General features: G+C 58.8%; 11 protein-coding genes. 8 read left to right on the top strand and 3 right to left on the bottom strand.

Annotated features, from left to right (window positions below; all coding sequences use genetic code 11):
- Window positions 1-54 precede the first annotated feature (54 nt).
- A complete protein-coding gene (locus HMPREF2708_RS04545) occupies window positions 55-1,752 on the bottom strand; it encodes an AMP-binding protein (protein WP_070832863.1) in 1,698 nt (565 codons plus the stop codon).
- A 538-nt stretch (window positions 1,753-2,290) separates the two neighbouring features.
- Window positions 2,291-3,112: a GmrSD restriction endonuclease domain-containing protein gene (locus tag HMPREF2708_RS04540; RefSeq protein ID WP_308608867.1), complete on the bottom strand. Its 822-nt coding sequence runs from the start codon at window positions 3,110-3,112 to the stop codon at window positions 2,291-2,293.
- A gap of 325 nt (window positions 3,113-3,437) precedes the next feature.
- On the opposite strand from HMPREF2708_RS04540, the gene gltB reads away from it, so the two are divergent.
- From gltB to HMPREF2708_RS04525, 3 genes are read left to right on the top strand one after another with little or no spacing between them, the layout of a single operon-like run.
- On the top strand, window positions 3,438-8,060 hold the full coding sequence (gene gltB, locus HMPREF2708_RS04535; protein WP_070833119.1) for a glutamate synthase large subunit: 4,623 nt from the start codon (window positions 3,438-3,440) through the stop codon (window positions 8,058-8,060).
- On the top strand, window positions 8,053-9,594 hold the full coding sequence (locus HMPREF2708_RS04530) for a glutamate synthase subunit beta (RefSeq protein ID WP_070832857.1): 1,542 nt from the start codon (window positions 8,053-8,055) through the stop codon (window positions 9,592-9,594). The genes gltB and HMPREF2708_RS04530 overlap by 8 nt, the downstream gene beginning before the upstream one ends.
- 54 nt (window positions 9,595-9,648) lie before the next feature.
- On the top strand, window positions 9,649-9,969 hold the full coding sequence (locus HMPREF2708_RS04525) for a heavy metal-binding domain-containing protein (protein ID WP_005510900.1): 321 nt from the start codon (window positions 9,649-9,651) through the stop codon (window positions 9,967-9,969).
- Window positions 9,970-10,130: 161 nt separating this feature from the next.
- Here the strand turns inward: HMPREF2708_RS04525 and HMPREF2708_RS04520 are convergent, their stop codons facing one another.
- Window positions 10,131-11,120: an LCP family protein gene (locus HMPREF2708_RS04520; protein WP_141762915.1), complete on the bottom strand. Its 990-nt coding sequence runs from the start codon at window positions 11,118-11,120 to the stop codon at window positions 10,131-10,133.
- 366 nt (window positions 11,121-11,486) lie between these two features.
- Here HMPREF2708_RS04520 and HMPREF2708_RS04515 point away from each other — a divergent pair, with 366 nt between their 5' ends.
- Genes HMPREF2708_RS04515 through HMPREF2708_RS04495 form a run of 5 tightly spaced genes read left to right on the top strand, consistent with a single transcriptional unit; the run spans window position 11,487 to window position 18,558 of the window.
- On the top strand, window positions 11,487-13,364 hold the full coding sequence (locus tag HMPREF2708_RS04515; protein ID WP_070832851.1) for a polysaccharide biosynthesis protein: 1,878 nt from the start codon (window positions 11,487-11,489) through the stop codon (window positions 13,362-13,364).
- 18 nt (window positions 13,365-13,382) lie between these two features.
- Complete coding sequence (locus HMPREF2708_RS04510; protein WP_070832848.1) at window positions 13,383-14,627, top strand: lipopolysaccharide biosynthesis protein; 1,245 nt, start codon at window positions 13,383-13,385, stop codon at window positions 14,625-14,627.
- A gap of 3 nt (window positions 14,628-14,630) precedes the next feature.
- On the top strand, window positions 14,631-15,821 hold the full coding sequence (locus HMPREF2708_RS04505) for a glycosyltransferase family 4 protein (RefSeq protein WP_070832845.1): 1,191 nt from the start codon (window positions 14,631-14,633) through the stop codon (window positions 15,819-15,821).
- On the top strand, window positions 15,821-16,999 hold the full coding sequence (locus HMPREF2708_RS04500) for a DegT/DnrJ/EryC1/StrS family aminotransferase (RefSeq protein WP_070832842.1): 1,179 nt from the start codon (window positions 15,821-15,823) through the stop codon (window positions 16,997-16,999). Before HMPREF2708_RS04505 ends, HMPREF2708_RS04500 begins: the two co-directional genes overlap by 1 nt.
- Complete coding sequence (locus tag HMPREF2708_RS04495) at window positions 16,996-18,558, top strand: O-antigen ligase family protein (protein WP_070832839.1); 1,563 nt, start codon at window positions 16,996-16,998, stop codon at window positions 18,556-18,558. The genes HMPREF2708_RS04500 and HMPREF2708_RS04495 overlap by 4 nt, the downstream gene beginning before the upstream one ends.
- The last annotated feature ends 10 nt before the right edge of the window (window positions 18,559-18,568 follow it).

Here is an 18,568-nt window from a genome sequence, read left to right as displayed (position 1 = left end):
AAAGTGTGCCCACGCGGCGGATAGCCGGTGGGCACACTTTCGTGTACACGCTTTTTACTGAGCGTCCAGGTTCAGGCGCTTGTGCATTGCCTTGACCTCGCGCGGAACAACCTTGCCGATGGCGTTGCGCGGCAGGGAGTCGACGAAGAAGACGCGGTCCGGAGTGGAGTGCTCGGCCAGAGTTTCGCGGACGTACTCGCGCAGCATGTCCTCGGTGAGGTTCTTGCCGGCCTCGTTGTCCTCGCGGACAACGTAGAGGAACAGGTCGGCGAAAATCTCGTCGTTTTCGTTGCTGCCGTGGCAGAAGACGTCGGCGATACCCGGCACCGGGCCGAGAATTTCTTCGACCTCGCGTGGGAAGACGTTCTCGCCGCCCTTGATCACCATGTCGTCGGAGCGACCACAGATGTACAGGTAGCCGTCCTGGTCGATACGGCCGAGGTCACCGATCTGGAACAGGCCATCGACGGTGGTGAACTTGTCCTTCTTGTTCAGGTAACCGATGAAGGAGAGCTCCTGAGCGGTGTGGATCATGCCAACCTCACCCGGCTCGACTTCCTTGCCGTCGTCACCCAGGATGCGAACCTTGGCGCCAATTGCCGGGCGACCTGCGGAGTCCGGGCGAGCTGCGAGGTCCGCGCCGGATGCGATGGAGCACAGGCCGGCCTCGGTGGAGCCGTAGAAGTTACAGATAACCGGACCGAAGCGGTGAGTCAGCGCGGAGACGAGCCAGCCCGGGATGGCGTTACCAGAGGAGACGATGAAGCGGAACGGGCCAATCTTGCGGTTCGGCTCCTCATCCAGAACATCCTTGATCTGGCGCAGGAAGAAGGCCGCGGAAATCATGCCGTTACAGCCGTACTGTTCACACTGGTCAACAGCCTTCTTCGGGTCGAAGACACGCATGGTGACAATGGTGGAGCCGGTAGCCATGCCAATCAGCACATTTGCCCATCCCCAGGCGTGGAACATGGATGCGGACTGGTGAATGACCATGTTGCGGCGCCACGGAATACGCTCGGCGATTGCACCCACAGTTGCCGGTGTCTTGGGCTCATTGCGCAGGACACCCTTCGGAATGCCGGTGGTGCCGGAGGACATGATGATGATGCGTCCCTGCTCCGGCTTCGGGTCGAACTTAGCGTTCGAGGTACGACCTTCTTCAATGAGGTCTTCCATGAGCAGGAAGTTCTTGCCCGCGTTCTTGCGGGTCTCCGGCTTGGTCACGGAGGTAATAACGACGGTGACATCGTCGAGGTCCTCCGGCAGGTTGCCTAGGAACTCGTCATCGACGAACAGGAACTTGGCCTTATTCTGGTCAACGACACCGCGGATCTGGGTCGGGCCGGAGCCGATGTTCATCAGCATAATTTCGGAGCCGATGAATCCCTTGATAGCCATCGGCAGAATAATGCCGCGACCGTTACGTGCGATAACACCGAAGCTGGACTTCTGGGTCATGCCACGGTCCATCAAAGCACGAGCCAGGGCGTGAGCGTTGTCCAGCAGCTGAGAATAGGTCAGCTCGCCGTCATCATCGACAAGGGCGAGGCGATCCGGGTAGCGCAGCGCCCCCATGGAAATCAGGCTGGCGACGGAGAACTTCAGGCGACGCAGGTAATCGAGGATCTTCGGCGCCGTCTTCGGAGTCATGTACAGGGCGCCGGTACGCAGGAGTGGTGGAATCGACTGGGCAAGAGCCTTGATTTGCAGCCCAAGTGGTACTTGCGGAGCCTTCATTTCAGCTGCCATGGGTGAGAATCCTCCAAGGTGATGGACAAGCGACTAATAGCGCCAAGCGACTCTCCAGTCACATTGACATCATCAGCCACGATAGTGCGATTTTGTAACAACCAGACTTTAACAAACCTGTGCCGCGTCAAAAAGTAGTTTCGGCGAAGAAATGTGAAAGATACGCAAGTAGTGTGCGCAGTGCTTTACGACGGATACCTTTTCGCGAACGGACTCGAGGATACAGTGTTATCAAACGGTTATAAACCGATGGAAAGCGGCAAACGTAACGAAATGATAACACTGTGGTAACGATATCAATTCTGGTATTGACCTATATAACTCTATGAACCCAGGGGTTTTCGGTTGGTTTGTTTGAGGGGAGCGGGCCGTGAGTGAATGACCGTCGCCCCCAGAAATTAGGGGGCTAGGAATCTTCAGAAAAACAGAAACGTTCGCGACTAGGGGGCGGGGGTTACGAATGCGTAGCTAAATAGATGACATATTCGCCGGCTTGAGCCTAGGTGTGTGGTACTGGTGTGTGCTGGAAACGGCTGCCCTAATTCAGGGTTAGGGCGGCAACCGCGGGTTCGTCCTCTGGCGCGCAGGTGGAGAGCCAACGGTCGATGGCATCGTACTCCGCCTGCGTGACCCACAGGTTGTATTTCTGTTTTACCGCCACCTGGCGAGCGACATACTGGCAGCGAAATGGTTTGTTGGCGGGTACCCAGGATGCGGCATCGCTATCTCGCTTTTGCTGATTAGCGGGACCATCGACGGCCAAGAGGTTGAGGGGGTCATTGGCAAAGTCCTGCCGAACCTCGGGTGGGAGCTGCTGTGCTCCCTTTTGCCAGGCGTCGCTCAAGGCTACGACATGGTCGATTTGCACGGCGGAAGAGGTGTCGCGGCCGCGCTGGAACTCAATCATCGTGCCGGTGTAGGGATCCAGTAATTGCCCCGAAAGTACGACGCAATCGCGAGTATTTGGTTTGTACTCCTTATTAATAAGGTCACGATTCAAAATATCGTTCCGCGTGTCACATCCGTTGTGGCCAAACTCAGCAGAGATGTCATCGCTCCAACGTTGCCCGAATTCGTCGCGCGCATAGCCGGTTTTTGGTGCGCGCCCTTTTATCTCCATCTGGTTGAGGGCGCTACGGATGCCGTCGATAGGCGATGTGCCGGGTACGTGGGGCGCTTCAGGAATCTCGGGCGCGGGTTCCGCTGGCTCGGGCGTGAATGCGGGTGCCGGTGCCGGGCTGTACGACTGGCTCTCTGGAGTGGGGGTTGTGGGAGCCGTGCAGCCGCTGAGGATTGTCGCTGCGCCGATAAGGAGGGCGAGGCCCTGTAGTGGCGAGCGGAAACGACGGTTGGCGAGCATGGGGCTAACCATAGCGGTGGGAGCGGATTGGGTATGGAGGGGGTTTGCTAAAGAATCGAACAACTGTGCGTGGGTAGTGGGGGTGGTAGCTCGATTAGGGGGTTATGGCGTTAAAACAGGTAGTGAAAGCCCGGTTTTATTCGGGCTGGCAGGCTGGTCTAGCTCCTTCGGGGGTGGGAAAATACAGTTAATTCCCTAAATACGTATTGCAATACGCTTAGATGAAAGTACATTGTTAAAACAGTTGGAAATATAGATAACCCGTGTCCCCCAATTGGCACATTGCACCTACAAGGGGAAAACAGCCATGACAGCTAAGACAGCCATGACTCTGACCGAAACAGCGACCACATTGCCTCGTGGTCCTCAGAGGGAAGGTCTCTACCACCCGTCGAACGAACACGATGCGTGTGGCGTGGCCTTTGTCGCCGACATTTACGGTCGCCAGACCCATGACATTGTGGAAAAGGGCATTCAGGCACTGGTCAACCTCGACCACCGCGGGGCCGCTGGTGCCGAGAAGACCACTGGCGACGGTGCCGGCATTCTCATTCAGGTGCCGGATGCCTACTACCGCGCTGAGCTGAGTAAAGAAGGCATTATTTTGCCGCCGGCTGGCACCTACGCCACCGGTATTGCGTTCCTGCCGCAGTCGCGCATGGCCACCCTCGATGCCATCCGAGCTATTGAAGACATCTGCGCCGAAGAGGGCATCGAGATTTTGGCATGGCGCGATGTGCCGATTAACGCTGACGGGCTTGGCCAGATGGCCCGCCAGGCTATGCCAGTGCTGCGTCAGCTCTTCGTTACCGCGAAGAACTACGAGGGGCGTCAGCTCAGCGATATTGATCTCGACCGCAAAATGTTCTTCCTGCGTAAGCGCTGCGAGCGCGAGCTGGGTGAACAGGGCGCCGGCGAGGGCTCTGGTGGTGACACCGTGTACTTCCCGTCACTGTCCAGTCGCACGATTGTCTACAAGGGCATGCTGACTACTCCGCAGCTGAAGGATTTCTACCTTGACCTGCAGCAGAAGGAAGTCACTTCCGCGCTCGCCATCGTGCACTCGCGCTTTTCCACGAACACTTTCCCGTCCTGGCCGCTGGCACACCCGTACCGCTACGTCGCTCACAATGGCGAAATCAACACCGTGCGCGGCAACGAGAACTGGATGCGCGCCCGCGAGTCGCTGATTCGCTCTGGCAAGCTGGGCAATATCGACCGCGCGCTGCCGGTGTGCGACCCCAACGGTTCTGACACTGCGCGTTTCGACGAGGCCCTGGAGCTACTGCATCTCGGTGGTCGTAGTCTCCCGCATGCGGTCATGATGATGGTTCCGCAGGCCTGGGAGCACGACGATAACCTCAGCCCGCAGGTTCGCGCGTTCTACGAGTACCATGCCTGCCTGATGGAGCCGTGGGACGGCCCCGCCGCCATCTGCTTTACCGACGGCCAGGTCATCGGTGCCACCCTGGATCGCAATGGCCTGCGCCCGGGGCGCATCTGGGTGACCGACGAGGGCTTGGTGGTGATGGCCTCCGAAGCTGGTGTCTTAGATATCCCGCCGGAGCAGATTGTGCAGCGCACGCGCGTGCAGCCGGGGCGTATGTTCCTGGTGGACATGAAAGCCGGTCGCATTATTGAGGACAAAGAGATTAAGTCCACGCTGGCCGCCACTGGTCCCTACGAGGAATGGGTCAAAGAGGGCCTGGTCGACATCACCGACCTGCCACGAGAGCGCTACCAGTACATGCCGCACGCCCGCGCAGTATTGCGTCAGCGCGTCTTCGGCATCACCGAGGAAGACGTTGACCTAATTATCCGTCCGATGGCACTCACCGGCGCGGAGGGCCTGGGGTCGATGGGTTCGGACACGCCGATTGCGGCACTATCCAACCGCCCTCGCATGCTGTTCGACTTTTTCTCGCAGCGGTTTGCGCAGGTGACCAATCCGCCGTTGGACTCGCTGCGCGAAAAGTTCATCACCAGCATGAATACGTTGCTGGGTGCAGAGACCAACATCCTGGAGCCCACTGCCGATGCAGCCCGTCGCATCCGGCTTGAGCATCCAATCCTGGACAACCACGACTTTGTCACCCTGTGCCAGGCGGGCAAAAACGAGGAGTACTCCGAGTTCCGCGCAGAGGTCATCTCTGGCCTGTACCCGGTCGCCCGCGGTGGCCGCGGCCTGCGCAACGCTATCCGCCGTGTCCGCCGTGAGGTCTCCGAGGCCATTGATCGCGGTGCCCGACTGATTGTGCTGTCTGACCGTGAGTCCAACGAGCGCTTTGCGCCGATCCCGTCGCTGCTGCTGACCTCCGCGGTCCACCACCACCTGGTGGAGGAACGCACTCGCACGCGTGCCAGCCTCATCATTGAGGCTGGCGACGCCCGCGAGGTGCACCACATGGCCATGCTGCTGGGCTTTGGTGCCGATGCCATTAACCCATACATGGCTTTCGAAACCATCGATGAGCTGCGCATGAAGGACCAGCTCGGTGATCTGACGCTGGATCAGGCCTGCTCGAACTACTGTAAGGCCGCCTCCAAGGGCGTGTTGAAGGTCATGTCCAAGATGGGTATCGCCTCACTGCAGTCCTACCGTGGCGCACAGCTGGCCGACACCGTCGGTCTGTCGCAGGAGTTCCTGGACGAGTACTTCACCGGCGCTGTTTCTCCGCTGGAGGGTATTGGTCTCGACGAGGTCGCAGAAGACGTTGCAGCTCGTCACCGCAGCGCATTCCTGCCGCGTCCGGAAGAGCAAGCACACCGCGAGCTGGATCTCGGCGGCGAGTACAAGTGGCGTCGCGAAGGCGAGTACCACCTATTCAACCCGGAGACCATCTACACGCTGCAGCATGCGACCCGCACTGGTCAGTACGCGGTCTTCCGCGACTACACCAACAAGGTCGATGAGCAGACCAAGCAGCTGGCAACTCTGCGCGGCATGCTCGAGTTCGCCTCGGACCGCGAGCCAATCGACATTGATGAGGTCGAACCGGTTTCCAGCATCGTCAAGCGTTTCTCCACCGGCGCGATGAGCTACGGCTCCATCTCTGCGGAGGCACATGAGACGCTGGCCATTGCTATGAATCGACTGGGTGCGATGTCCAATTCCGGCGAGGGCGGCGAAGATCCAGACCGTTTCGAAATGGAGGCCAACGGCGATTGGAAACGCTCTGCCATCAAGCAGGTAGCATCGGGCCGCTTCGGTGTGACCAGCCACTACCTGTCCAACTGCACCGACATCCAGATCAAGATGGCCCAGGGTGCAAAGCCCGGCGAAGGTGGCCAGTTGCCACCGAACAAGGTCTACCCGTGGATTGCGGAAGTGCGCATTACCACCCCGGGCGTGGGTCTGATCTCGCCACCACCGCATCACGACATCTACTCGATTGAGGATTTGGCGCAGCTCATTTACGACCTCAAGAACGCCAACCCGCGCGCCCGCATTCACGTGAAGCTCGTCTCCGAGCAGGGTGTGGGTACTGTCGCCGCTGGTGTGTCGAAGGCGCATGCCGACGTTGTGCTGATCTCCGGCCACGATGGCGGCACTGGTGCCTCGCCGCTGACCAGCCTCAAGCACGCTGGCGGTCCGTGGGAGCTGGGGCTCGCTGAAACCCAGCAGACCCTGATGCTCAACGGGTTGCGCGACCGCATCCGCGTGCAGTGCGATGGCCAGCTCAAGACCGGTCGCGATGTCGTGGTCGCGATGCTGTTGGGCGCTGAGGAGTTTGGTTTTGCTACCGCTCCGCTGGTGGTTGAGGGCTGCGTCATGATGCGCGTCTGCCACCTGGACACCTGCCCAGTCGGTATTGCCACCCAGAATCCGACGTTGCGGAGCAAGTTCACCGGCCGTGCCGAGCACGTGGTCAACTTCTTCACCTTCATCGCCCAGCAGGTCCGTGAATACCTCGCTGAGCTGGGTTTCCGCACCATCGATGAAGCGGTCGGACATGCCGAGTGCCTGCGTCCGCGCAAGAATCTGGGCAACCTTCCGCGCGTCGCAAAGCTTGACCTGGAGCGAATCCTGCACGTTGCCGAGAGCCCCTTCTTTGCGGACCAGGATTCCTACTGCACGAAGGCGCAGGACCACGGCCTCGAGGGGGCGTTGGACGAGCGCCTCATCGACGAAGCGCAGCCCGCGCTGCGTACGGCGCGCGCGAACGGGTTGGCGCCGACACCGGTATCGCTGCACCACGCCATCAGCAATGTGAACCGTTCCGTGGGCACGCGCCTCGGGTACGAAGTCACCAAGGTCGCAGGTAAGCAGGGGCTTGCCGACGACTCCATCGTCGTCAACCTGCTCGGTTCTGCCGGTAACTCGCTGGGCGCGTTCCTGCCAGCCGGTGTGACTATCAAGCTGGAGGGCGATGCCAACGACTTCGTCGGCAAGGGCCTATGCGGCGGCAAGATTGTGGTCCGCCCTTCACGTTCGGCCCCGCCGACCGCGGATGTGGCTACCGACACGATTGCCGGCAACGTCATTGGTTTCGGTGCCACTAGCGGTGAAATCTTCGTCCGCGGCACCGTCGGCGAGCGCTTCTGCGTGCGTAACTCCGGTGCCACGGCCGTAGTCGAGGGCATCGGTAACCACGGTTGCGAGTACATGACCGGTGGCCGCGTCGTAGTGGCGGGCCCGGTCGGTCACAACTTCGGCGCCGGTATGAGTGGCGGTATCGCCTACCTGCTGGATAACGAGGCGACGCGGGCGAACATCAACACCGAGTTGGTCGACATCGTGCCGCTCGACGATGAGGACATCAGCTGGCTGGAGGCAACGCTGTCGAAGCACCGCAAGCTCACAGGTTCTAAGACTCGGTTCCCGGCTGCACAGTTCATCAAAATTATGCCGCGTGATTACGCCCGAATTCTCGACGTAGTCGCGAAGGCAAAGGACAACGACGCTGACATCAACGAGGCAATCATGGAGGCAGTAACCAATGGCTGATCCGAAGGGTTTCATGAAGTTCCAACGCGAAGAGCCTGCTCATCGCCCGGTTCCGCTGCGTCTGATGGACTGGAAAGAAGTCTATGAGGAGGCTAGTCAGGAGCACCTGCAACAGCAGGCAACCCGCTGTATGGACTGCGGCGTGCCGTTTTGTCACTCGGCCTGCCCTCTGGGCAACATCATCCCGGAGTGGAATGACCTGGTTCGTCAAAACCGCTGGCACGAGGCTTTCGAGCGCTTGCACGCCACCAACAACTTTCCCGAGTGGACCGGCCGGCTGTGTCCGGCTCCGTGCGAGGGTGGTTGTGTGCTCGGCATCAACGACGATGCCGTGACCATTAAGAATATTGAGTTGGCTATCGTCGAGCGCGGTTTCGATGAGGGTTGGGTGCAGCCGATTGTGCCGACTTTCGACACCGGCCAACACATCGCTGTCATCGGCTCCGGGCCGGCGGGCCTTGCTGCAGCACAGCAGCTCACTCGCGCCGGGCATGATGTCACGGTCTTCGAGCGCGACGACAAGATTGGTGGTCTGATGCGCTACGGTGTACCGGACTACAAGATGGAGCAGCGTTTCCTCGACCGTCGCCTTGAGCAGATGGAAATCGAGGGCACTGAGTTCCGCACCAACATCTCACCGACAGCCGCTGACCTAGCCGATTTCGATGCAGTGGTCCTAGCTACCGGCGCCTCGCTGGCTCGTGACCTGCCCGTTGATGGCCGTGACCTCGAGGGCATTCACCAGGCTATGGAGTACTTGCCGGGTGCCAACCGCGTTGCCGTAGGCGAGCTCGACACCCCGCCAATTGATGCCAAGGGCAAGAAGGTCGTCGTCATTGGCGGCGGCGACACCGGTATCGACTGCTTCGGTACCGCGCTGCGTCAAGGTGCTGCGTCCGTCACGCAGTTCGATATTCGCCCGCGTGCTCCCAAGTCCCGTGCGGCGTCGACTCCGTGGCCGATGTACCCGCTGGTCTGGCGCGTGGCGACTGCCCACGAAGAAGGTGAGTACACCATCACCGGTTCCGAACCGCCAGAGGTTACCGAGGCACTCGGCCTCAACGCTCGCGTCACCGGTGAGACGCTGGGCAAGCGCGTTTTCAACGTCAATACCGTCTCCTTCCACGGCGAGGACGGTCACGTGACTGGCCTGTCCGCCAATGAGGTCGAGGTCATCGATGGCAAGCGCGTGCCCATGGAGGACACGGATTTCGAGCTCGATGCCGACCTAGTTCTCATTGCTCTGGGCTTCTCCGGTCCGGAGCGCGGGGGCCTGCCGCATGAGCTGGGTATTCAGTTCAACGATCGCGGTGTGATGATGCGTGACGACGACTACCTCGCCGTGCGCAGCGACATCGAGCAGAATTTCGACGGTCCGGTGTTCGTGGCCGGTGACAATGGCCGTGGTGCCAGCTTAATCGTGTGGGCTATCGCCGAAGGCCGCGCCTGCGCCGAGGCTGTGGACCAGTACCTGATGGGCGAGTCCAACCTTCCCCGCGCGGTGGAGCCGACCGACGCTCCAATTAAGTTGTAAATTCCAGTGTCTTTGCAGGTGTGAGCCGTCACACCTGCAGTTATTATTGGCACCATGATTTTGACTACCACCCAGAGCATCGAGGGTCGCCAGATTTCCCAGTACCTGCGGATTGTCTCGGCAGAGGCAATCTCGGGTGTCAATTTGTTCAAAGACTTCGGTGCAGGTTTCCGTAACCTCGTCGGTGGTCGCTCCGAAACCTATGAGCGTGAGCTGGGCATGGCTCGGGAAACTGCGCTGGCGGAGCTCTACCAGCGTGCCGAGGCCATGGGTGCCGATGCCGTGGTGGGCGTCGACATTGACTACGAGGTCCTGGGCGCCGATAACGGAATGCTCATGGTCACGGCATCGGGCACTGCAGTCACCCTGGTTTAGGTCACCGCCGCAGTGCTGAAACCGTGGTCAGGGGCTTGGGCGCCGCCCACGCCGTCGTGAAGCACTTGGCCCTTCGGAGATGCCAGGACATGCGGTGATTCTTGCCGGGCTTAGTAGTCGGTTTGGTTGCGCATTTAATAGGGGTGCATGTGGGAGCGTTTTTATTTGGGCAGGTCTTCGCCGTTTTTGTAGGCCTGCCAGAACTGTGTGGTCTGCTGTGTCCAGACCGCATTGACACCATCGTCGGCAGGGCCTGTTGGTAGTGTCGCGGTGGACACCGGTGTGGACGCGGCGCGCTGCATCAGGCTGCGGACATCATTCAGGCTGACAGTGGTGGCTGTTCCATTAGTTAGGGCGGTGAGGAGGGCAGTGAACTCCTTCATGGAGTTCACGGAGCCGCTGCTGTCAATGATTCCTTCGCTGCGGTAGTAATCCAGTAGCGCTCCCAGAATTTCCTGCTGGTGGTTGATGCGCGAGAGGTCACTGCCACCTGTTTCGGTCTTGCGAGCGCGAAGCTGCGTGACCACACCCTGGCCGGAAAAGTGCTGCTCACCTTTGCCTTCGCGGACGATGCGACCGTGTTCATCGACGGGGAGGTCTGTGCCGCCGAGGCTATCGATGATGCCGGCGACACCGTTGAAAGTGGTGGCGATGGTGTCATCGATGGGAATCCCAGCTTCTTCGGTAATCGCCATGGCTGCGCAGTCCATGCCCGCTTGGGCTGATCCGCGGTCATCGACATCGGCGACGGATCCGTAGGCGAATGCGGAGTTCAGTTTGTCCTTTTTGCCGGAGTGCTCGGTGGCGTGAGAACCAGCGCAGTCGGGTAAATCTACCAGGGAATCTCGCGGTACAGAGACAATGTCAATCCACTCCGGATCGTGACGCATCCGCATGAGCATGATGACATCTGAGCGGTGTCCCACCATGGATGAGTCTTGACTATCGACACCAAGGATGAGCAGTGTCTCTTGGTGCGTGGCCGATGTGTCGGCGACGTTCTGTGTCTGACTCATCCGGTTTTGAATCAGCATCAGGGTAGCAAGCAACAGCGCCATCACCGTTAGAACTGAAACGGCAGTAATCAGTGCAGCAAGGAAGGGCTTCCGGATGATGAAAGCGCGTGCCCGACGCGTTGATGATGTGCTCACGGGGGAAGTGTAACCCTTTTGTCAAAAACGATTGTTTGAGTATTCACGCAAATACTTCCTTGAATAAGCATCTCAATAAAGAGGTGATTTTGCATTAATTGCAATCGTCAGGAAGTGGTTACGTTAGAAGTTAGTTTGTACAGCTAGTTATATGAATGTAAACAGATTGAAGCTTCGGTAAATAGTTGGTGAAACATTGTTTTACCAGGGAGAATAATCGGTGGAAAGGGTGGCTTTTTGGCTACCCGAACGATGGGGTAGTCCTATGGAGTAGGAGCTGTAAAAGTAGTTTATATCGCATAGTATGCCAAGCCTGTGGAACGCATTGTGCGTAGAAAAATTTAACCAGCAATAAAAGGCATAAGAATGTTTATCCGAGACTGGAAGCAGTTCGCCTGGTGTGTATTTGATGTACTCGCCTGGCTGGTTGCGCTGTCCGCCGCTAACGGAATCGTCCGCGGTGAATTGGTATCTTTCTCTGAAATATCAGGCACTAATTTTTTGGTTGTCGCTGTCGCCGTGGTCGTCATCGTCCTGCTCGGCCTGCTGCTCGGGGAGTACACCAACCCGCAACGCGTATGGCCCGGCAGTCGAACTGAAGATATTGTTCTGCTGACCATCAGCATGGGTGGCGCTACCGCAGCCACAGGTTTGGCTCAAATCTTGAAGACCTTCCCGGAAATTGCGTGGTACGTTCCGTTCGCCGGTGGCTGTGTCGCAACTTTGGCGAGTATCTATACCCGAACTCTCGCTCGCTGGATCACCAACAACTTTGGTTCCCGCCAGACGGATGATCGCTTGATTGTTCTCGGTGCAGGACGTCGAGCCAAGTTTTTTATTAACAGCCTTACGGATTCCGGTATTTCCCGTGAGAACCGCTTCCACTTGGTTGGAATCGTCGATCCCGAAGAAAGCGGCGAGAACCATATTTCTCGTATCCATGGTCTCCGCGTGATTCGTGGCATTGATCAGCTGGGCGAAGTCGCATCGCGCACTTCGGCGCAGTCGGTCATCATCGCTACCGATGAGCCACTGTCCACTGAATGCATCAACGTCCTCAACCACATCTGTGAAGAATCGTCGCTGCGCCTGCTCATTCTGCCGCCGGTGGAGGAGTACTCGCGTCACCGTGGCGCTGTCGCTACCTCGCAGGTGCGCGAAATTAACATCGCCGACCTCATCGGCCGCCAGCCGCTGCACCTGGATGAATCCAAGGTCGCTTCCATTATTCGCGGTAAGAAGGTACTGGTCACAGGCGCTGGTGGTTCTATCGGTTCCGAGATCTGCCGACAGGTTCACCGCTTTGAGCCGGCAGAACTTATCATGCTGGACCGCGATGAGGGCGGCTTGCATGCCACTCAGCTGTCGCTGACGGGTTCGGCGCTTCTCGACGGCTCCGATACCGTCCTGGCTGATATCCGTGACGCGGAGATGCTGACGCAGATCTTCACCGAGCGCAAGCCCGATGTTGTCTACCATGCTGCAGCTCTCAAGCACCTGCCGCTGCTGGAGAGCTACCCTGCAGAAGCAGTGCAAACCAATGTCATCGGAACCCAGAACGTCCTGGATGCAGCCGCTGCGGCCAATGTGTCGACCGTTATTAATATTTCCACGGACAAGGCTGCGAACCCAGCCTCGATTCTGGGTGAATCCAAGCGCGCCGCAGAACGTCTGACTGCGCACATGGGGCAAACTCATGAAGGTGTCTGGGCATCTGTCCGCTTCGGTAACGTGTTTGGCTCGCGTGGCTCGGTCATTACGACTTTCCAGCGTCAGATTGAAGAGGGTGGCCCGGTTACGGTGACGCACCCTGACGTTCAGCGCTACTTCATGACCATTCCGGAGGCATCGCAGCTGGTGCTGCAGGCTACCGTTATTGCAGAGTCCGGTGAGACTCTGGTGCTGGAGATGGGTAAGCCGGTCAAGATTGCTGAGTTGGCGGAGAACCTTATCAGGCTCCATGACGCAGACGTAGAGATTGTCTACACGGGCCTTCGCGAAGGTGAGAAGATCTCCGAGGACTTGGTTGATGACCGCGAGGTTCCCAAGATTGGCGATCGTCATCCGCTGATCACTGAGGTACGTGTTGAGCCGGAACGGCTGAATTCGCGGATTCTCCCGTGCACACATAATCACGATGCTGCACGTCGTTGGCTTGCAGAGCACGGTGGGGCGCAAAGCAGTATTGCGGCGTATCCCGCTGGTGCACAATCACTTGCAACCGCTAGCTCGAAAGCAAAATAGTTAGGATGACTCCCCACCGTGACAACCACCAGCTCCTCTAACTCCGGGCAGCTGGCGCAAAGAGTTCGAACAGTTGCGACGATTTCGGCAGCTTCAGCGCTCGCCGCAGTCGTCGCCTTTGTGGTCAGTATTCTTTCCGCGCGAGTGCTGGGGCCCGCCGGTCGAGGTGAGGTCGCTACCGTTTTGCAGTTCGCCTATATTGTGGCGCCCTTCGTCGGCTTTGGGGCCGATCGGCTTTTGCTGCGCCGCGATGATTACGACCACGGTCTCATTCCGAGTGGTTTCGCCATGACTGTGGTCGCTCTGATTGCCTGTGCCATCGCAGGTGTCGTCTACGGACCGTGGACGGCAATGGCCGGCGTTGTCGCCTTGGTTACCGTGTCATTTTCCATGGTTCGTGCGATGGCTATCAGCCGCCATCGAGTGTCTTTCTTCGTCGCAGTATTCGTCGGTTTCCAGGGCTCAGTACTGCTGATTAGCACTGCGCTATATTTCGCCGGAGTCGAGGACTGGCGCTGGTGGGCTGCGGCCTATATCTTCCCGGCACTGCCACTGGCAATCTGGTCGCTAGCGAAGTCACGCAAACACACCGATTCCCGTGTTGGCGGAGTGGTAGAGTCGGCTCGAACAAATGCCCCATTCATCGCATCGGGCCTGGGACCGCTGACGACCACACGCTTGGGTCGCGTTTTGCTGCCGGCGCTGGCCTCACCGGCGTCGTTAGGTCTATTTGTAGTCGTAGCGACGGCGACGGAACCGCTGTACTGGATCGCGCAGTCAGTCGCCGATCAGCGCACCAGCGACCAGAGGGGTCGCGAACTCACCCCGTCTCGTGTGCTCCGACACCTTGGCATAGTCACTGCAGCGTACGGTGCGCTTGGTGCGCTCGGTGGTGTGGCACTCTACTTCCTCATCGTGCCGGTATTCGGCCATGAGTTTGAGCCTGCCCGGGAGTTGGTGCTGCCTCTGACTATCGCGGCCGTGGTGCTCGGCTGCTACCGACACCTGTGCGGTGAAATTCTCGGCAGCGACAATCCCCGTCGAATTGGTCGAGTGGAACTCATTTCCGCCGTTATCGCTGTCATTTGTTACCCAATTGGCATTCTTCTCGGAGACGCCCTCGGTCTCGCGTGGACTAGCGCAGTTGTCTATTTTGCAGCAGCCATGGTTGCGGCAGTGGCGCTAATGCGGCCAACCGGAGGCCAGAAGAATCCATCAACTACCACCGAAGAACTCCCCGTCGACGTAATCGAGGAAGCCTAAACAATGCGAATCACTTATATCCACCAGCACTTTGTTCTCCCCGGTGAGCCGGGTGGTTCCCGACCCTACGAGTTCGCCCGCCGAATGGCCGCCGCAGGCCACGAGGTGACAATGATCTGTGGTCGCGATGAGGCCATGGATAAAACGGTTGATGGCATCCACGTGCGTCGTCTAGCGATTCCGTACCGCAATGAAATGTCGAAGCGCGAGCGCATCGTCAGTTTCTTCAACTTCCTGGTGCGCGCCTCCGCGGTTGCTGCCCGTGTGCCTGCCGACGTGATTTACGCCTCCTCGACTCCGCTGACTGTGGCGGTTCCGGGAATTGTGGCGAAGTTTACCCAGCGTGCGCCGTTGGTGGCGGAGATCCGTGACCTGTGGCCAGAGGTGCCAATCAAGTTGGGCTACCTCAATAATCCGGTGGCGATTTTCCTGGCCAAGCAACTGGAGAAGGCATTTTATGCGGCATCGAGCGAGGTCGTGGCGCTGTCGCCGTCGATGGCCGATGGTGTCAAAGAGGTAGCTCCGAAGAAGCGCGTGACCGTCATTCCGAATGCGTCGGACTTTGAGCGTTTTGATGTCCCGGCCGAGCAGCGTGCAGCTTTCCGCAAGGAGCAGGGCTGGGGCGATGACGTGGTGGCGGTCTACGCTGGTGGTTTCGGCATGTCCTACCAGCTGGAGTGGCTTGTGGATTTGGCGGCGCAGCTGCGTCGTGATGGCGTGGAGAATGTGCGCTTTGTCCTGCTGGGGCAGGGAAGCGACTCGGATGCGTTGTACCAGCGCGCCGAGAACGCTGGCCTCGATGCCGATGCGATGTTCCTCGGCCGTCAGCCGAAGGAAGATGTCGCCAAGTACGTGTCTGCCGCCGATATCGCGCTATCGCCGCTGCGTGATGACCCCTGCCTGGAGGGCAATTCCCTGAACAAGGTCTTCGATGCCATGGCCGCATCGCGTCCGGTGGTGTTCAACCACGGTGGCTGGCTGGAGGAAGCCGCAACCGAGCACGATGCCGGCTGGCGTCTCTCGCGCGATATTCCGACCGCGGCCAAGCGATTCGCTGAGATCATCTCCGACCGCGATGAGATGCGCGCAGCGGGACAGCGAAACCGCGAACTGGGTGAGAAGCGTTTTGCTCGTGACAGCCTGTACAACCAGCTCATCGAGGTACTCAACCGCGTTCGAAAGGTTCAGAAGTAATGACTAACGCCGACACTAACAAGCCCAATGAGCGGATCTTTCTTTCGCTCGCGACAGTCACCGAAGCAGAAGAACAGGCCGTCGTTCGTGCACTCCACTCTGGTTGGGTGGCTCCGTTGGGTCCCGAGGTAGACGCGTTTGAAGCGGAGATTGCCAACCGCTGCGGTGTTGAGCACGCGCTCGCGCTGTCGTCTGGAACTGCTGGCCTGCACTTGGCGCTGCTCGCGCTGGGGATTGGTGAAGGTGACTACATCCCGGTTTCCACCATGACCTTCGCGGCCACGACCAACGCCATCGCTTACGTCGGCGCTACGCCGGTGTTTGTCGATGCCGCAGAGGACGGCAACATCGACCCTGAGCTGCTGCTCCGCACCGTCGATGAACTGCTTGCCGAGGGCAAGAGCGTTCCCGCCGTGATGATTGTGGACCTCTTCGGCCGCTGTGCCGACTACCCGGCCTTCGCGCCACGCCTGGAAGAACTCGGCATCGCGCTCATCGAGGATGGCGCCGAGGCACTCGGTGCCAGCGTCGATGGTCAGCCGGCCGGCAGCTTTGGCCGTGCCGCCGCGCTGTCTTTCAACGGCAACAAGATTATGACCACCTCCGGCGGTGGCATGCTGCTGTCCAACGATGCTGATCTCATCGCCCGCGCGCGCTACCTGTCCACGCAGGCGCGTCAGCCCGTCGCTTGGTACGAACACACCGAAATCGGCTACAACTACCGTCTTTCCAATCTGCTTGCCGCGCTGGGACGGGCGCAGCACTCGCGTCTGGACGACATGATTGCTCGCCGCCGCCAGATTCGCGACGCGTACCTAGATTTGCTCGCCTCGCTTGACGACGATGCCCCTGGTAAAGGTACCCGCTTGCTCTCTGACTCCGATGAGCGGTTCACCGAGAACTGCTGGCTGACCTCGATTGTGCTGCCGCAGGAGGCCGTCGATAAGGGCGTGCTGAGTCCGGACAGCGTGATTGCAGCGCTGGGCGAGGCCAACATCGAGGCCCGTCACCTCTGGAAACCGATGCACCTGCAGCCGGTGTACGAGGGCGCGCGGGCCACCATCAACGGCACCGCTGAGAATCTTTTCTCCCGTGGCATTACTCTTCCTAGTGGTCCGGCGCTGGACGATGATGACGTCGCGCGGGTGATTGGTGTTCTGAAGGAAGTGCTGGGATGACTTCTACTGAGGTAGCTGGAGAAGCTGTAAAACAGCGAAAACCAATACTGCAGTCGCTATTTATTGTGGTGGCCGCAGGAATGTTTGCTGGTGTTCTCTACGTTGGCGACACGACGATGAAGGATGTCTCCGCAGCGCTTCCTGATCTATCTTTGGCATTGCCGATTTTGGTGATCGTTGCAATCCTTACCGCCGTTGGCACGCCTAAAGCTCAGCGCCAGAGTTGGTTGAATGCGATGAAAGGCGCTGGCAATGTAAAGCAGTGGCCGATAGCAGCGTGGGCATTAGTGGCGTTCTATGTCTGGCTGTTATGGATGATGCTGTCCGGACTATGGGCTCCTGAATCTGCCGAAGTCGCTCCCGTCGTTACTGCGTTGATAACGCTCGGACTCATCGCCACGATGTCAGCGATACTGTTCTATTTGCATCCTCAGGCACTGGTGTGGCTGTGGTTAGCAATAGCCATTTGCTCGCTTATTTTTCTCTACGGCGGCATTACTGGTCCGAAATATGTCGGACGTATGACTGCGTTCGGCGGTGGCCCGAATGTCTTTGCCCGTTTCATGCTGTACGGCATCGCGGCAGCTGTGTTTTTTATGCTGTGGCGTAAGTTCATGTGGGCAGCTCTCTTGTTCGCTGCACCATTTGCTTACGGTCTCGTTGCGTCGGGAAGCCGCGGTGTACTGGTTGCTACCACCGTGGTAGTCCTCTTTACCGCAATAGCTGTGTTTTTTCACTGGGGTTGGAAGTGGGCGACTGTTTTTTACGTCGCTGTCGCCGCAGCGGTCGCGTATGGATACTCGCGATTCATCGCAGGTACCGAGATTGAAGAGTACTTTAAGACGCGCTTTATCCAGTTGACCTTCGAAAAAGAACATGATTCTGGGCGTAGTTATCTTCACGATGAAGCTTTCCGAATCATGGGTGAACACCGCATCTTTGGTGGTGGTCTGCACAGCTTCGTTGTGCTGTCGACACCGAGGTCTTCACGTCCACTGGAGCATCCGCACAATATCTTCTACACAATCGGATCTGAAGCGGGTGTCATAGGAATCGGTCTGTTTGTGATTGTGCTGGTTGTGTTGGCAATCGCCTGTCGCCACCTATTCAAGTTTCTTCAAGCTGGTCTGACCGCAGCTGTAGCGTTAGCAGTTCTTGTGGCGCAGGTTTTTTCCGGCTACTACTACGATTCCCGTTCGCTATGGCTATTTGGCTTTGCAGCAGCATTTGCAATGCTGAGCCTACGGCGCCGCGCGCAGGACACAGCATCGGTAGAACCAGAGCTGGAGCCGCAACCAGAACCCGCAGCCGAGCCCGAACCAGTCATGGTCGCCGATACCGCAGAGCCGGTTGTGCCGGAGCTGGAGCCAGCGGTGGCCGTCGTCAAGCAAAGTGCGCCTGACAACAAGAATGACGACAAGAAACTGCGCGTTGCGGCAGCGTCGTTTGCTGCGGCTGGTGCAGCGGGTGCGATCGGTTGGCTGGTCAGGAACCGTTCAAATGCGGAAGTCGATGCGCGTGCCGAAAAGATTCTGCGCGAAATGTTCAACGAAAAGTAGGAGATGACCA

It is taken from the genome of Corynebacterium sp. HMSC073H12, from assembly GCF_001837775.1.
GTDB lineage: Bacteria > Actinomycetota > Actinomycetes > Mycobacteriales > Mycobacteriaceae > Corynebacterium > Corynebacterium amycolatum.
This window is presented reverse-complemented; position numbering and strand designations above follow the sequence as displayed.

Coding starts and splice junctions, on each gene's coding strand:
- HMPREF2708_RS04545 (WP_070832863.1), bottom strand. CDS start 1,752: ATGGCAGCTGAAATGAAGGCTCCGCAAGTACCACTTGGGCTGCAAATC.
- HMPREF2708_RS04540 (WP_308608867.1), bottom strand. CDS start 3,112: ATGCTCGCCAACCGTCGTTTCCGCTCGCCACTACAGGGCCTCGCCCTC.
- gltB (WP_070833119.1), top strand. CDS start 3,438: ATGACTCTGACCGAAACAGCGACCACATTGCCTCGTGGTCCTCAGAGG.
- HMPREF2708_RS04530 (WP_070832857.1), top strand. CDS start 8,053: ATGGCTGATCCGAAGGGTTTCATGAAGTTCCAACGCGAAGAGCCTGCT.
- HMPREF2708_RS04525 (WP_005510900.1), top strand. CDS start 9,649: ATGATTTTGACTACCACCCAGAGCATCGAGGGTCGCCAGATTTCCCAG.
- HMPREF2708_RS04515 (WP_070832851.1), top strand. CDS start 11,487: ATGTTTATCCGAGACTGGAAGCAGTTCGCCTGGTGTGTATTTGATGTA.
- HMPREF2708_RS04505 (WP_070832845.1), top strand. CDS start 14,631: ATGCGAATCACTTATATCCACCAGCACTTTGTTCTCCCCGGTGAGCCG.
- HMPREF2708_RS04500 (WP_070832842.1), top strand. CDS start 15,821: ATGACTAACGCCGACACTAACAAGCCCAATGAGCGGATCTTTCTTTCG.
- HMPREF2708_RS04495 (WP_070832839.1), top strand. CDS start 16,996: ATGACTTCTACTGAGGTAGCTGGAGAAGCTGTAAAACAGCGAAAACCA.